Source organism: Mucilaginibacter sp. P1_D10, from assembly GCF_056406215.1.
Map to the genome: position 1 here is coordinate 136,522 of NZ_JBFUAP010000014.1, position 16,434 is coordinate 152,955.

General features: G+C 46.0%; 12 protein-coding genes. 2 read left to right on the plus strand and 10 right to left on the minus strand.

The features are described 5' to 3' along the window. Positions 1-239: 239 nt before the first annotated feature. From AC1DYT_RS20880 to AC1DYT_RS20890, 3 genes are read right to left on the minus strand one after another with little or no spacing between them, the layout of a single operon-like run. Positions 240-1,364 carry a bile acid:sodium symporter family protein gene (locus AC1DYT_RS20880; protein ID WP_477471457.1) on the minus strand — a complete coding sequence of 375 codons (1,125 nt, stop codon included), beginning with the start codon at positions 1,362-1,364 and terminating at the stop codon, positions 240-242. 11 nt (positions 1,365-1,375) lie between these two features. Further along, entirely contained in the window at positions 1,376-2,659 is a 1,284-nt protein-coding gene (locus AC1DYT_RS20885; protein WP_477471458.1) for a mandelate racemase/muconate lactonizing enzyme family protein, read from the minus strand. A 28-nt stretch (positions 2,660-2,687) separates the two neighbouring features. Further along, positions 2,688-3,641, minus strand: a complete 954-nt coding sequence (locus tag AC1DYT_RS20890) for an RraA family protein (RefSeq protein ID WP_477471459.1) — start codon at positions 3,639-3,641, stop codon at positions 2,688-2,690. Between the two features lie 261 nt (positions 3,642-3,902). Between AC1DYT_RS20890 and AC1DYT_RS20895 the strand changes: the two genes are divergently transcribed. Beyond that, positions 3,903-4,784 (plus strand): helix-turn-helix transcriptional regulator, encoded by an 882-nt coding sequence (locus AC1DYT_RS20895; protein WP_477471460.1) that lies wholly within the window; start codon positions 3,903-3,905, stop codon positions 4,782-4,784. Positions 4,785-4,792: 8 nt separating this feature from the next. Beyond that, entirely contained in the window at positions 4,793-6,316 is a 1,524-nt protein-coding gene (locus tag AC1DYT_RS20900; RefSeq protein ID WP_477471461.1) for a gluconokinase, read from the plus strand. Between the two features lie 303 nt (positions 6,317-6,619). Here AC1DYT_RS20900 and AC1DYT_RS20905 read toward each other — a convergent pair whose 3' ends face one another. The 7 genes from AC1DYT_RS20905 to AC1DYT_RS20935 all read right to left on the minus strand — a co-directional run. After that, positions 6,620-9,250 carry a glycoside hydrolase family 3 C-terminal domain-containing protein gene (locus AC1DYT_RS20905; protein ID WP_477471462.1) on the minus strand — a complete coding sequence of 877 codons (2,631 nt, stop codon included), beginning with the start codon at positions 9,248-9,250 and terminating at the stop codon, positions 6,620-6,622. 267 nt (positions 9,251-9,517) lie between these two features. Further along, positions 9,518-9,766, minus strand: coding sequence for a hypothetical protein (locus AC1DYT_RS20910; protein ID WP_477471463.1), 249 nt, complete (start codon positions 9,764-9,766; stop codon positions 9,518-9,520). Between the two features lie 59 nt (positions 9,767-9,825). Continuing rightward, positions 9,826-11,277, minus strand: coding sequence for a family 43 glycosylhydrolase (locus tag AC1DYT_RS20915; RefSeq protein WP_477471464.1), 1,452 nt, complete (start codon positions 11,275-11,277; stop codon positions 9,826-9,828). A 47-nt stretch (positions 11,278-11,324) separates the two neighbouring features. Next, positions 11,325-12,059 (minus strand): hypothetical protein, encoded by a 735-nt coding sequence (locus AC1DYT_RS20920; protein WP_477471465.1) that lies wholly within the window; start codon positions 12,057-12,059, stop codon positions 11,325-11,327. A gap of 560 nt (positions 12,060-12,619) precedes the next feature. After that, a complete protein-coding gene (locus AC1DYT_RS20925; protein ID WP_477471466.1) occupies positions 12,620-13,432 on the minus strand; it encodes a 3-keto-disaccharide hydrolase in 813 nt (270 codons plus the stop codon). Between the two features lie 227 nt (positions 13,433-13,659). Continuing rightward, complete coding sequence (locus AC1DYT_RS20930; protein WP_477471467.1) at positions 13,660-15,507, minus strand: beta-L-arabinofuranosidase domain-containing protein; 1,848 nt, start codon at positions 15,505-15,507, stop codon at positions 13,660-13,662. A gap of 310 nt (positions 15,508-15,817) precedes the next feature. After that, a partial coding sequence (locus tag AC1DYT_RS20935; RefSeq protein WP_477471468.1) for a fibronectin type III-like domain-contianing protein occupies positions 15,818-16,434 on the minus strand: 617 nt, incomplete at its 5' end.

Consider the following 16,434-nt stretch of genomic DNA (forward strand, 5'->3'; position numbering starts at 1 on the left):
TGCAAGCTCCGGGCCTTGAGTGTTCGAAACATGCGGTCATGTCCGCATCGCAAGTTAACTCACCCCGACGGCACTATCGTGCGTCGACCCTCTCTGCTTCGCAAAGAGGGTAAAAGCTTTTTCCTACACCCTCTTTCCGCTTGCGGAGAGAGGGTCGGGCAGCGATAGCGTACCCGGGGTGAGTCAATATTCGAGCGATAAGAAACGATTTCAAGGTTTCGAACACTCAAGGCTCCGTGTTATGAATTAACTTCCTTTAAATCAACACTTTCATTATTTAAGAGGATTGGTTTTTTATGCCAGTAGGAGGCTAATAAAGAGCCGGTGATATTCATCAACGTTGAAAATATAACCGGTGCCAGGCCAAGCGTACTTATTTTACCCATGCCTTTTGCCAGCCCTGCTGCCATGCCGCCATTTTGCATCCCAACTTCTATGGCTATGGTGCGGCAGTCCCGCTCTTCCATCCCCAATAATTTTGCCGACCAGAAGCCAAGCAAATAGCCGCCGATATTGTGCACCAACACCAGCACAGCCAATAATAAGCCCACCTTAAGCAGGCTATCGCGCCCGGCTGCCGTAATGATGATAATGATGCCAATGATACCTGCCATTGACACCAACGGCATTATTTTTTTGAGCCAGTTTGCACGCCCCTTGGCTACAGACGAAAAAAGCAAGCCCAGGGCTATGGGTATCATCACCATTTTAAAAATATCCGCAACCATTAGCCAGGGGTTTATTTTGATGAGCGGGCCGGCAAGTAAATTCATCAAAAAAGGGGTTACCACCGGCGAAAGCAACGTGGATATACTGGTAATGGTAACCGACAGGGCCAGGTTTGCCTTAGCCAGGTACGATACCACGTTAGATGCCATACCGTTGGGGCAGCAACCAATAAGTATGATGCCCGCCGCTACTTCGGGCGGCATGCCGGCAAACTTTACGCTCAATGTGGCTATGCTAAAGCCGAGTAAAGGCATGATGATAAAATGGCTCACCACGCCTATCAAGATGCCTTTAGGGGCCTTTAAAACGCCCAGGAAATCCTTGTAATGCATAGAGGTGCCCATGCCAAACATAATTAGCTGGATTAGCGGGATAATCAGCGTAGCGTATTTAAAACTGCCATAGCTTACAAATAGCGTGGGGTAATAAAGCGCCATTGCCGCCGCCCCAAAAATAACTACCGTGTAAGCAAAGCTTTTGGTTTTTGGAAATGCACGTGCGCTGATGGCCAGCAGCAAAAAAAACGCAAGCAAGTAGGGGCCCGCATAGGCCAGCCCCCTAAAAGCAATGGTTAATAAAAGCGTGACAAATGCAGCTATAGCCAAAGCGGCAGTTGCTTTGTAAAAAGCACTCATCCTCCAAACCATCAGGCAAAGAAAGGCACGCCCGGCACGGCGTATTTTTTAAGGCCCTCTTCGTTTATCTCCACGCCTACACCCGGCTTATCAGATAAAACCAGGAAGCCTTTTTCGATAAAGGGTTTATCGTAGGTTACGATCTCTTTCCATTTAGGTTCGGTGTCGCTCAGTGTCTGCCATTCCAGAATGTGAAAGTTGGGTACCGATGCGCAAACATGTGCCGTAGCCATAGCGCCCAGGAACGAACCCACCATATGCGGCGAAAACGGCACATAGTATAGGTTGGCCAGGTTGGCTATCCGCTGCCCCTCGCCTAAGCCACCACATTTCTGCAGATCGGGCATTACAATATCTATCCCGGCTTCCGATAGTAGCCTGGTATAGCCATACGCCAGGTAAAAATTCTCCCCGGCACAAATAGGCGTGGTTGTTTCCTGGGTTACGGTTTTATATACATCAATGTTATCTGCGGGTATAGGCTCTTCCAGCCACATCAGGTTTAGAGGTTCCATCATCTTGGCAACCCTTCGGCCGGTAGTTGCATCATAGCGGCCATGCATATCTACACAAATATCAATATGCGGCCCCACCTCCTTTCTTACCGCAGCAATGGCATTGTACATCCGTTCAAGCTCGGCGTTGCTGGCGGTCCAGTTATATCGGTCGAACTTATTCGGGTCGCGCCCATCGTCAATATCAAATTTTACAGCGGTGTATCCGCGGTCGATGGCGCCCCGGGCAGCTTTAGCATAATCCTCCGGGACAGGGTGCGTAGCGGTATATAATTCGGTATCACAATACACCCTGCATTTATCGCGGTATTTACCGCCCAACAGCTGGTAAACCGGTACACCCAAAGCCTTGCCGGTAAGATCCCAAAGCGCGGCCTCGATAGCGGTGAGTACAGCAACGAACATACCCGACTGTGCCCCGCCAAAAAAGTTTGCCTTACGTATTTCTTCGGCTATACGGTTAGGGTTTAGCGGGCTGCGTCCTTTCAGAAAAAATTCCAGTCGTTTAACCAGGTAATAGGTGCCTGCAATGGCATCAACCCCTTCCCCAGAGCCCCAAATGCCCTGATTGGTATATATTTTCACAAAAAGCCCGCCCCCTGCGTAGGCGCATTTCACCTCGGTTATTTTAAGGTCGGTTGGTGCCGATGCCTGCGATGTTCGCTCTTTGGCATCTATTAACCCCTGCCCAAATGTTTTGCTCAGCGGTGCTGCCAGCGCAGCCGCGCCGGCTATGGAAGCCTTCGTAAGAAAGCTGCGCCTGTTTTGATTGTTTGACATAATTTTTTATCGTTATAGGTAGATTGTTTTACCAGGTTCGGTTTTTCAGGATGTTTTGTATTTGCTCTTTAGGTACGGGCAACTCGTTGATATGCGCATTTAGCCAGGCCGAAAAATCCTTTTCGATATCGTCGCTCCAGCGGGCATCTATCTGCCCGGCGGTATATTTCCCTTCTTTTAACCGCAGGTGGCCAAACATATCTCTCAGCCTTACTATTTCAGAGGTGGTTACCACTTTTTCGGCCAGGTGCGGCGGTATAAATATTACTACGCCGTTTTCGCCGAGCACTACATCCCCGGGCATTACAGTAGCCTGTTTAATGCGGGTGGGCTGGTTGATGCCAATGATCATGGTATTGAGGTCGCCCGGCGGGTTATGATACGATGGATCGTAGCTTTCTACGAATGAGGTAAAACCGCCAATCTCTTTGAGTCCGCGGATATCCCTTACGGCACCATTGTAGACTATACCGTTGCCTGTTTTAGCGTATATGGCGTTACCCACGTTATCGCCAATGGTTGGCCCGTTCTTATGCGCACCAAATTGGTCTGCTACGTACACATCGCCTTTTACCAATAAATCTACCGGCCAGGTATTCTGGCCTTTTTTGCCTTGTGCTTTACCCCGGTCGTCTATTGCCTTCCACACATCGGGCCGTGCCGGCATAAATGTTGCCGTTACCGCGCGCCCTACCAAAACGCTATCGGGGTTTATTACTAACCAATTTTCGGTTATTTGGTAGGCGTAACCGGCATTCTTTAATACGGCCCAGGCTTCTTCTATGCTCACTTTTTTCATCCTTGCCAAAATAGCATCAGGCACTTTGGGGCGGCCATCGGCAAAGCGCTCGCCTTTCCACTCGGGTGTGAGGAATATCAGTTCATCTTTGGTGATTTGCTGCGCCGAAGCAGTTTGACAAAAGATACAGCAATACAATAATGCAGCACCTAAAATGCCGGGGAGTAAACGCCATTTTCTCATAATACAATTTGATGCGCATACTGATCAGCGGGGCGGCCCCGGGGCAACAGCAGCTTGATTTAATTTGGGACTGGTTATAATTGTTTACAAATAATGGCAATATAAAACCCGCAAAATACCATTAAAAAACAGCGATGGTTTTTATACAAATGTTGGTTTGATAATGCGTAAACTTGCTTTTTATGGGTGCCGGTTTATGGTTCCCAAATACCTGTTGCGGTACTGTGAGTACCGCAGCAGCATACCAATTATATATTCTGAATGAATCAATTGATACTTCAGCAAGGGGCATCTAAAGAACTCGTGCATTTTCCGCACATTCTGGAATTTGCCCACAAAAAGAATAATACTATACAACTTAACTCCTTTAACAGCAACGTTACAGACTGCATTTGCCTGTATTATATTTTGGAAGGGAAGCATACCTGGATAATTGATTCACAGGAACACACCTTATACCCGGGAGATTTTGCGATAGTATTGCCGGGCCAGCGCATTGGCGGGCAAAGCGGCATATTAAATATCGGTGCGCTTTTTTGGATAAAGGTAGTCGCCGAAGACCACGGCAAGCTTCTACTGGGTAAATGGAGCGGGCTGACTAAAAAAGAAAAAATATCTGTTAACCAAATTTTGCTGGTAAATAAAGAGCAGCACGTTTTGAAACTAAAAGAGGCGCATGTACTGATGCATAATTTGCAAGCCGAGCTGCAAAACGAAGAAGTAGGTTTTTACACCCGCGCAAACCAGTTACTGGATGAGCTTTTTGTTTTGATAAGCCGGCAGCTCATCAGGCAAAATAATTCGAGGCGAGATTTCCCGCAAACTTTCTTAAAATTAGAACAAGCCTTAAGGCAAGACCTGGCCCACCAATGGACGGTTGAAGAAATGGCCACGCTAATTGGTATGGGAACAACCGCGTTCACCGAAAAGGCGAAAAATTACTCCGGGTTTTCGCCGCTGAACTACTTAATCAACATCAGGATAGCCGAAGCCACCAAGCTTTTAAAAAGGAACGAGGTAAACATTACGGATATAGCGCTTAACACCGGCTTTTATTCGTCGCAGCATTTCTCCACAACGTTTAAGAAACTTACCGGTTACACACCAACCGAATTCAGGAAAAATAAAACAACAGATCAATAGCATACATTATGAACTGTATCATCATCATAGAAATGGGCACGGCCGCAGTAAAGGTTTTTGCCTTCGACCTTTCGGGCAATTTAATCAGTTCCTCTAAGGGGCATTACCCTACTTTTCATGAACAAAACGACCATAGCGAACAAGACCCGGAGCAGATGTTTATCACGATGTTATATATCTTAAAAAACCTGCTTATAGAGAAGATATACCCTAAAAAATATACGGTAAGCTGCATCTGCTTCGGTTCATCTATGCATAGCTTGCTGGCGGTAGATAAAGACGGCATCCCCCTGGGCAACGCCATTACCTGGGCCGATAACAGGGGCAAAAAAGAAGCGGCCGAATTAAAAGCGAGCGCACTTGGCGAAGAGATTTATAAAGCCACCGGTACGCCTATACACCCCATGTCGTCGTTAATAAAAATTGCCTGGATGAAGAATAACGATCCGGCAAAGTTCGGGTTGGCGAAAAAATTCATGCCGATGAAGAGCTATATCATACAGCAGCTTACGGGAGCATGTGTGATAGACTACAGTATAGCATCTGCGACGGGGCTGATGAATATCCACAAACTGACGTGGGATGAGGCGGCTCTGAATTTTGCAGGCATCACTCCCGAAGAGTTACCCGCTTTGCACCCTGTTTTCTACTCGGGCGTAACACTAAAAAAAGAATATCAAAGGGTTTTAAAATTGCTGCCTACAGTAAAAATCCTCATCGGATCGAGCGATGGCTGCCTGGCAACCCTGGGTGCAGGCGTTTGGGGCAATAACATGGCTACCATAACTATCGAAGATAGCGGTGCGTTCCGCATCATCGGCGACAAAATAATAGAGGACCCAAAACAGCAGATTTTCAACTACCTGCTCACCGAAAAGCACATCATTACCGGCGGGCCAACCAGTAATGGCGGCGTGATATTCAATTGGTTTACCAAACAATTCGGCGATTTTCAGAAAGCTTTTGATATCGATCAATCAATGGAAATGCTGATACAGGAAGCGGCAACAGTTGAAGTTGGCTCGGGCGGCTTACTCTTCCTCCCCTTCTTACATGGCGAACGTGCCCCTATCTGGAACCCCAATGCCCGTGGCTGCTATTTTGGGGTAAACATAAGGCACGAGCGCAAGCATTTCATCAGGGCTACCATTGAGGGCATACTATACGAAATGTACAGCATCGGCCGCACGCTGGAAAAGCATCGCCATATTGAAGGACTCTCCATAAATGGCAACTTCGCTTCGATACCGCTTTGCACCCAAATCATTGCAGATATATTTAATAAGCCCGTAAGCACGCTCAGTCATGGCGATAGCATCGGCAGGGGGGCCTTCCTGTTAAGCGCCACCGAGATGGGTATTTATCCTTCACTGGAAGAAGCCTCTAAAACAGTTGCCATGCAACAAACCTACTATCCTAAGCCCGAAAACCACCAGGTTTATGCCCAATACTTTAAAGTGTTCGAAAGCCTGATAACCAAGGTGGCAGATGAGTTTGATATCATCTCCGATCTGCAACAGCGTTACAGCTAATAGCAAGATGGAGGCTTTGAAGAGTAATAGCCCATCATAAAACACATTTCATAAGACGTTCCTCTGGAACGTTTTCTTTTTTTTCATCCCTTCGGGATGTTCTATGGGTAGAAAATCTTCCCATAAGACGTTCCTATGCAACGTTTTCTTTTTTTCATCCCTTCGGGATGTTTTATGGGTAGAAAATCGGACGAACATCCTTACGTTCCATAGGAACGTCTTATGCATTATCCGTCTGTCAAGTCATGGGCTATTACTCTTTGAAGCCCCTTGTGCGGAGCAAAGGACGGCTTGCCGGTAACCTTAGTTCAAGTAAACCTCTGCCTGCAAGGCGTTGTCTTTTGAATTTGGGCCTATTAATATTTTATATTTCCCGGGGCGCAAGGTTAACTTCCCGGCCTGTTCGTTCCATTTTTTAAGGCTGCTAAGCGGTATAGACACTGCAACATTTTTAGAAGCACCCGGGCTGAGGCTTATCCTGTTAAATTGCCTTAATTCTTTTAATGGCAACAATTCATTAACACCATTCGGATACTGTATATATACCTGCACAACCTCATCACCGGCTTTCGCTCCCTGGTTTTTAACATTAACCATTCCGGTTATTTTCCCCGCGCTAACTTTCATTTTTTGTTTTCCAAACCTATAGCCAAATTTGCTATAGCTAAGCCCGAAGCCAAAGGGGTAAGCTACCTCACCTTTAAAATACCGGTAGGTACGGCCGGCCATGGCGTAACTTTCAAATGGCGGCAAATCGCGGTCGCTTTTATAAAAGGTTACGGGCAACCTGCCGGACGGGTTGTAATCGCCAAAAAGCACATCGGCAATTGCGTCGCCCGCGGCCTGGCCGCCGTACCAGCCATTCACTATTGCCGGTATATGTTTATTTTCCCAATCCATGGCAATTGCGCTTCCGGTCATCAGCACAAGCACCACTGGTTTTCCGGTAGCATACAAGGCCTTCAAAGTTTCGGTTTGGATAGCCGGGAGCGCAATTGACGTACGATCGCCACCCGAGAAACCGGGCTGGCTAACAGGCATTTCTTCACCTTCCAGTTCGGGCGATATGCCGCCTACAAACACAATAACATCAGCGTCGCTAACCCGCGCAGCAATATCTTCGGGCTTGTTTTCTTTTACCCTGCCGGGTATCATTTTTATAGCAGCAATCCGGCCGGGGGCACTGCCCTGGTAAAATTCAAGTACAATTTGATATTGCTTCCCTGCCGTGTATTGCTGTACAAAATCAATAGTAGTTGAGCCGTGCAGCCTCCAGTCGGCGGCTTTCTCTACACCATCAACCAATAAGCGGTAGCCATCCCTCCCGGTAATTTTAAAACTGTATAGCCCCGTGCTATCCGGAACAAAAACCGTGGACCAACGGGCCGAAAACCCATTCGCTTTTATGCCGCCTGCCACGTCGCCATTTTCGGGCCAGCGGTGCGTTATGGTTTCCTCATAATTGGTAAATACCGGCTCGCCGCTCAATTCGGTATTTTTAAAATACGTTACCTTGAAACCCCGATGCCCATCGATTGAAAAAACGGCGGGATTGTTTATGGCAGAGGCTACACGGTTATCGGTATAGCTCGTTGCCCTTTCATAATAAACATCAGTGCCTGCACCAAACTTCGCCCTGATGGCCTTTAACGGTGTGGTAATTACCGAAGGGAACCCGTTATAGTTGCCCAAAACCGAAGTTTCATTATCAGCGTTGGGGCCAATAACCGCGATTTTTTTGTACGTTCTTTTTAAGGGAAGCAATTGCCCTTCATTTTTTAGTAACACGATAGACTGCCGGGCCATTTTAAGGGCAAGTTGCTGGTGCGGCTTTGCCTCTAATACTTCTTTACCTATCAGGTTATATTTACAATCCTTATCAAACAGCCCCAACCTAAAACGGATAGTGAATAACCGCCTTACCGAAACATTGATCTGCTCCTCATCTATCAGTTTATCTTTAACGGCCTGCACCAGGGCCTTATAAGCATCCGTGCCACATTCCAGATCGGTACCATGGAACACGGCATCTGCTGCGGCGCTCGCCGGCCCGGTATGGGTTTTATGATTTTTAAAGAAATCGTCGATGGCCCAGCAATCCGAAGTAACGTAGCCTTTGAACTTCCATTGGTTGCGCAGGATATCCGTCATCAGCAAATCGTTGCCGCAGCAGGGTTGCCCGCCCAGCGCGTTGTAGGCGCACATAACGCCTGCTACTTTAGCATTTACAATAAGCTCTTTAAAGGCGGGCAGATAGGTATCCCACAGGTCGTAATTGCTAACGGTAGTGTTAAATGTATGCCTTGATGGTTCGGGGCCGCTGTGTACCGCAAAATGCTTGGCACATGCAGCAGCGGTAAGATAATGCGGGTCGGTGCCCTGCAGGCCGTTTACAAAGCCTTTTCCAAGCTGACCGGTTAGGAATGGGTCCTCGCCATAAGTCTCCTGCCCCCGCCCCCATCTCGGGTCGCGGAAGATATTGATGTTAGGTGTCCAGTAAGTGAGGCCGTGGTAAATACCCGTACTGCCATTAGCAGCAGATAGATTGTAGATAGCGCGGCCTTCCTGCGCAATGTAAGTGCCCATCAGCTTAAAAGCGGCCGGGTCCCAGCCTGCAGCCATGCCAATGGCCTGCGGGTAAACGGTAACGTTATACTCTGTGCGGGCTACCCCGTGCAGGCTCTCGTTCCACCAATCGTATGCCGGGATGCCTAACCTGGTAATGGCAGGTGCTTTGTTGAGCATTTGCAATACCTTTTCTTCCAGCGTAAGCCTTTTTACCAGGTCGGCAGCCCTGGCTTCGGCGCTAAGCTTTGGGTTTTGGAAGGGCAGCGAATTGCTTTGTGCATTTAATTTATTGAGTGGGCTGCCGCAAATGCTACAAAGCAGTATCAATAAAAATGGCTTGCTCCATATCGTGTTTAAATATCTCATGGGTAATTATCAGCTTTAATAAAAAGCGGTTCTTTCGTGCCGAAAAACATGGCCGGCGAAACCCTTTTATAATTGGTGGCGGCAAGTTATTGGTTTTGCCAATGGGTAACTTCTAATAAAACCCCCTGTTGATTTTTACACAAATGGTTAATTTGGAGCACAGCGCTAAACATCAGCGACAATGATTTATGGGTTGCATTTTGATGCCTTTTCTACCGCAAAAACAGCTGGAATTTCCTGGAAATTTATAGCTAAAACAGGTGCGATTTATTGGAAAAAGCTGGAATTTTTTTTGGGCCAAACACTCGCAATTTTGGCAAAAACCGCCATTCCATGCAAATTTGGCACTTTTGATGTCTGCGCATAAAAAGCCACAAAAAGCAATAAAAACACCGAAAAAACTCCGAAAAACACAGATTTTTTACGATTTTTGGGCAAATTTACGCAAGTAGCAGAAGCGGCAAACCGGTAGGTAAGTGCCTCCCGGCCCGGCCTGATTTCACCGGTTTTTTCCAAACTTTCTATAAAATAAAACTGGACAAACCCCACTCACCAAAACGCGTGTTTTCCGGATTTTAGTGAGTCCTGAAATTCCACTTGGAATTATCGCTGTTCATATCAAATTTGGCTAGCGTGGGCGTGCTGTCTCCTGAAGATACTAAGGCCAGTTGCTCTTTGGAGTTTGGAACAGCCTTCGGCATAATCCTATACGTCCCATCCGTCAACTGATCTATACGCCATAATTGCTCAGGCGCACCGGTGAATGTTGGTACGGTTATGAGCTCAGCTTCTGCAGTTGCGGCTAAGGCACGGTTGGTACCGGCAATCACTATTTTATAATACGGGCCACCCAGGTATCCTCCGGCACCCACAACCGGCGAAATTGTCCATTTCTGATGTGGGCGAAACATATAATCTCCTATGGTAACCCCTATGTTGGTGGTCGGCCAGCCTGCAATTACATCTGCCAATTCCTGTGAAGGCACCGGTTTTATAGGTTCGTTATTATCACGATTGAATCGCATCCCGCCTGGCATCCTGGTAAAATCAACGGCCAATTGCAAGGCGTAACCCCTTCGCTCAGATTCTATTTCGTAAGTTCCGTCTTTGATGTTTTCGCCTCCAACAGGCCATCCATTTTTCCAAAGTAATGGGCGTATGCCCAATACACTACGGGCGCTCTGGTCCAAATCGGCCTCATAATGGCAAGACATCTTTTCAACGCCGTTACCTACCACGAAACGCCCGAAATGCCCCGGCCCAATCAGCCTGTCGCCGGCGGCAAGCACCAGTTTGCCGCCGCCTTTGAGCATATCTCTATCCACGTTATCCAGATACGGACCGGTTACCTTTCTGGACCGGCCAACAACAATATTGTAAGTTGAGTTTGGGCCATCGCAGCAAGTACCGTGTGTACCCAGCAGATAATACCATCCATCCCGGTATACCAAATCACTGGCTTCACAATCTATGGCTATGTTCAAGGCTTTGTTGCCTTTTACACGCATGCCCGTTTTGGGGTCGAGTTCTACCAGGCGGATATAGCCGAAATAGGTGCCATAGGATAACCATAACCGCCCGTCGGTGGGGTCGAGAAGGAGGCTGGGATCTATCGCATCATTGTCCTCTATACCATCGGATGAGGCAACCACTATAGCATCCGAATACTTAAAATCAGGCGATTTTGGATCGAGCGATTTATTCCACATGGTGAGTATTTTACCATTATGGCCGCCCGCCAGGCCTCCGCCAGTGGCGCCATAGGTGACAAGGTAGCGGTCCCCAATTTTCAATACATCGGGGGCGGCTCCTCGGCCGGGCCTTACTCCGCCCTCATTCCAGGTCCAACCGTCTTCGGATATCAACCCGCCCCCAAACGTGCCGAATGTGAAATACTTCCCATCGGATTCTGCGATTGTTGAGGGGTCGTGTATGAATGGTTTGCCAATTTGTGCCACCGCGGTAAGGGTTGACCATAATGCAAAAATGGCTATAGTACTGACTGCCTTTACTGTTAATTTCATCATAAACAATTGCTGTAGAAATTCGATGTTAAATGGAACGACCGATTAATTTATTGTAAACTTATAGTGACATCTTTTATGGGCTTTCCGTCTTCATTCAGCAGGCGAACACAAAAATCACTCAGTCCGGGCCCGTTAATCAATGCGCCCCTGATGATATTTTTCCCTTTATTAAGCGTCAATCGTGGCGATACGCAATCGTCCATTACCATGCGCCTGTCTCCATCAAGCACCACTGCTTCCTTCCCATTAAGCCACCATGCAGATCCTCCGTTTGACCCTACCGCTAACCTTACATTTTGTATTTCCCGCGGGCTGTTTACAATCGTTACGGCCCAGAACAACACGGCATAAGTCTGTTTTCTTAGTCCATAGGCAAAACGAAACAATTTCACATTGAAAGTCGGACTCTCCAGCGCGTGCCACAATATTTCCTGCTCGCCAACTTTTACTTTGTCTCCATCTTTCGGGATAACGGTAAACTGGTTTGGGAAATAATCGGTTTCGAATTCCTTTTTCAGGTAGTTATTCGTAAAAACAAGATTGCTTCTTATCGACTTATTGATAGGCTCTAAGAGTAACCAACGCTGGATAAACCCATCGGAAGTGGGGCTCTTTTTTAATGCCGTTGCCCGGGTAAAGAATGGCACAAGCGTTCGATGGGTATCGTTTTCGGTTATACTATCAATTCTGGGTCTGGGTGGAAAAGACTGTGCCTGAGACCTCAACCCGGCCAAAATTACAAAGCCAGCTGCTAGCAGTAATGCATTGCGTTTAATATTCATAGTAGATACATTAACTTAAATCTTTCTCCGATTTTGAAAAAATGGCATGCGAAAACCATTGAATCAAAACTATGCTAACAGAAAAGGACAGCATCACACTAATCGCCAATAAAAGCCAACTTTGGTTCACGATGTTGCTACAGAACAAGCTATGAAAGGTTCACCCATTCATTTATTAACGTATCTACTGTTGTGATTTAGCGCAGATAGCAACAAAAATCAATAAATATGCCGGATGGGTAGTGAACTAACCGACGCGTACCGCGAACCGATGCATGCAGATGAAACTTTTAGGACTTGCGCAAAAAGCAGGCGGGCATGGATAGTCCGGGCTAGGCCGGGAAGTAGTCTTGATATGGATAATTAAGGTTTAACGGCGGCGGTTGTATACATAGAAAAAGAGGCTGTATCATCAATCATGATCAGCCTCTTTTTCTTTAAATCCTACGGACAACTTAATGGAATGCGTTTCCTTACGATGCAATTCTCAGAGGCCCGATTTTACCGTTTATACAGCCTCAACACGGTGCTGCGGCCACGGGCGTAAAGATTGCTTAGGCCTAACGATCAGTATCCGGCAACTGCTTGATCTCGATGTCCCTGAAATCGACGGGTTGGCCCTCGCTTTGCAAGGCTATAAAACCACTGCTTAGCACGGTGCCATCCTTTTTGTATTTGGGGTCGTAGCCTTTTACTATCCCTCCGCCAATGGTGGGCCGGGAATACTGCAGCACGGTATCGCCGTTGATGATATGTGTGATTAATTTACTACCCTGAACAATCAACTCTCCCTTTACCCACTGCTCGCCATCGTAGGTTTTTGAGGTAGAATTGATACAATGATCGGGCGATACGCTCCCTTTATAAACAACATCAGTGCCGGGTGAACACATATTGCCGGTTGGCCTTGGTTTCCCATCCCCCAAACCGCCTAATAATTGCATTTCTATGGATATGGGCCAGTCCTGGTTCTTCAGCATTGTCCTGGGGTCCTGCGAATGAAACATTACGCCGCTGTTAAGCAGTGTGTAGTCTGGCGCGCCTTTTTGCTGCTTACCAACAAAACGATACTCAAACCTCAGTTTAAAGTGAGAAAAAGGTGTTTTGTAATACAGGTGCCCAAACTGATCGTCAAAATCGCCGTATTGGTCATAGCTAACCCTGATCATACCATCTTCTACCCTGAATGTATTGCCATAGTTTTCGCCAACCAGGTGATGGTTTATCTTCACAAACCAGTCGTTAATATCTTTGCCGTTAAATAGCTTCTTCCAGCTTTTGTCGGCATCGCCTGTGCCTGCCAGTTTTTTTGTATTGGAACAGGCTAACAGTAGCAAACAGGAAAGAATAAACATGCACGTCTTTTTTTTCATGGCTTTGTAGTTTTGTATAGCATTGTAAATTAATCCTTTTATCGCAAAAAAATTGATCATTAATTCCGATTTCTTTTATTGCCTACACAACCCGGTGCTCCAAAGCGCACGGAGCAGCCCGATCTGGCCTCCCGGAATGTCCACTTAGGGCGATCAATTAAACTAAATTTATTAACTAATATCCTGGATTGGGGGCTAAGTTTTTATTAAGATCATGCTCTCCTCCATTAATACCCTCTGATAGTACCGTATACTCCGTATGATTGATCTCTAATGTCATACAGTGGACGGAGTGAGTAAATTCTCCCCGCATCAGCTAAATGAAATAGATTGTTATCGGAGACTGACAGGTTTTTCAAGATCTCTTCCTTTGTTCCTTTTAAAATAACCTCAGATGCGGTTTCAAATGCCAGGAGATTGGGGCCGTAAAATATGGCCACTACTTTTGGATCATCAGGCATAGCCTTGATATAAAAATTGTAGTGGAAAATCAGTTTTACTTTTTCATTGTTCTTCCATTTACGATTTATACTGTAATAGGATGAAGGCGAAACATTTGCATCCTGCTTTTGGCCATTGATGTATATATCTACTTTTCCTGCCCAAGCGGGAATTAAAAAATTAAGATTAAAAACCACCTCTTTCTTTGCTGAAACAGTAAATTCTACCGTGGAGTCTGCGGGGAAATTGCCTTGTTGCTCCAATACTATACCTTTTTCAGTCCATGCAACTTTGGAGGGAATGTACAGGTTGACCCACAAATCAGAATGACCATGAAAATAAATTCCTGAATTTAATAAAGCAAATGCCTCGATGCTGGTGCCGTTGCAGCAGCGAAAATCATTCTCTTTTAAAAAAGCCTTAACTCTGGGAGAACCAAGCGGTAAATGATAAACATTAGCTCCTGTGTGGGAATTTTGGGTTGGCAACACTGCATTGTAAAATGTATTCATGTACTCGTTGGCATAGATCGGATCGGCTGTCCATGAAAAAAGCGTTGAAGTTAGTTTCTGCGTATTGTGTGATACACATGATTCTGCAATCTCATTTGTCATCGTATTGCTGAGATGGTCAGGTACCCCCCAGTGTTCTGCGGTGAGTGATGTGGGTGTGACAACATTAGGCCGCGGCCCGCTGCTTGATCCGTTTGCGTAGGCGTGATGCTTAATGAGCATATCCCAGAAATTCACTACAGCATCATGGTATAAATTTTCCTGCGTAATGGAATATCGCTGAGCAAATCCATTGACCAATACTAAATGCGTATTGGAGTGCAACCCATTCAAAATATCTTCGTTCTTTGACAGAGGAACGGCAAACCAATCACGGTCGAATATTTTCGCTAGTGCCAGGTGCTTAGGGTCTTTTGAAATTTTATAGAGTTTATATAAAACATCGCTCATTGCACCGGCTTCGTTTGCAGGATTCGCCCCTGGGGTGTAAAGTACCTTTTCAATGGTTTCCTTATCAAGCCTGGACATTCTGTTATTGACATAAGCCGCCATTTCTACGACCATCTCATATGCCTTTTTGTTTTTGGTACGTACAAAAACATCCAGCAGCCCCTGCATGATCTTGTGATAAGTGTAATACGGTGCCCATACACCACCATACTTTTTTTCCAATGTGTCAAATTCGCTTTCCGGAAATGCACTTAAGTAACCGTTGCCCAAAGCTTGCTGGCATTTGTATAATTCATCTACCATGTAACTAAGCCGCCTGCTTAATAATGTATCCTGATACTTTTCTACCAATAACGAAACGGCGGAAAGATAGTGGCCGGTGAAATGACCTCTCAATCCAACATCCGGGGCTTCCCAGCCTTCAAGAGGCTTGGCGTTGGAGGGCAGTTTTGCATTTACCCTAAAATTGTGCAATAACCTGTCGGGGTCAAGAGATTTAACATACCTTGTGTTCAAGTCTTCCCTTTGTTTTATCCATGACGGTTTTAATACAACCGAAGCATCAGGGAAGGGCTGCGCTTTCCCGATGGCATTATTGACCTCCTGGCCAAACGTTTTTAAATAACCAAAAATGCATAATGTTACAACCGCTAATAATCTAATTTTCGTCACGAATTTTTAATTTGTTTTATAGGATAAATCGGCACCAATGAGGTATCGCGTCCTCTAAGCATAATAACGGCAAGATATATTTTTCTTTTTTGGCTCTTGTTAATTTAACAGACTTTATTTTCCCTGGGAAATGGAATCTGTTATATGAAAATAGTCAAAGTAAGTCAATATTATTTATTGTTTTATTTATTCTACTGCCCCAATGGGGCATTCCCATTGAAAATTATTTCCGAGTTTATCAGTATTCCAGATAGCCTGCATATCCCGTTCACAGATTTTCCATAAACTTCACAGTGCTTCTGAAAGGGGTTTATTTAACCAGGATTTTTACTGTTTTTGAAATATTGCGCGATGAATTACCCAATTGGAGAATGTATTCACCGGATTCGGTATTCCAGCCTTTTTTTGTCACGTCGTAAAAGGCCAGGTCCTCCACCCTTACATCCAGTTCAACTGTTTTAGTTTCGCCCGGTTGCAGGAAAACTTTTTTAAAAGCCTTCAATTCTTTTTCTGGACGCAAAACCGAACTAACCGGATCGCTTACATACAATTGCACCACTTCGGCTCCGTAGCTGCTGCCTGTATTTTTAATGGTGAATTTTGCACGGATGGTCCCGTTTTTCCCGTAGCTTAATTTATCAGCCGAGAAGCGGCTTATGGAAAAATCAGTGTAGGAAAGCCCATAACCGAAGGGGTATTGCGGCTGGATTTTTTTTGTGTCGTACCAGCGGTATCCAACCAGTATGCCCTCTTTATATTCTGCCGTTGCGCCTTTACCCGGATAAGTATTTAAGGCTGCAGCAGGAGTGTCTCCTAACGATACAGGAAAGGTAAATGGCAATTTGCCGGACGGGTTCACCACGCCTTTTAACACATCGGCAAGTGCGTTTCCTGCTTCCGAGCCGTTGAACCAGGACCAAACAATTG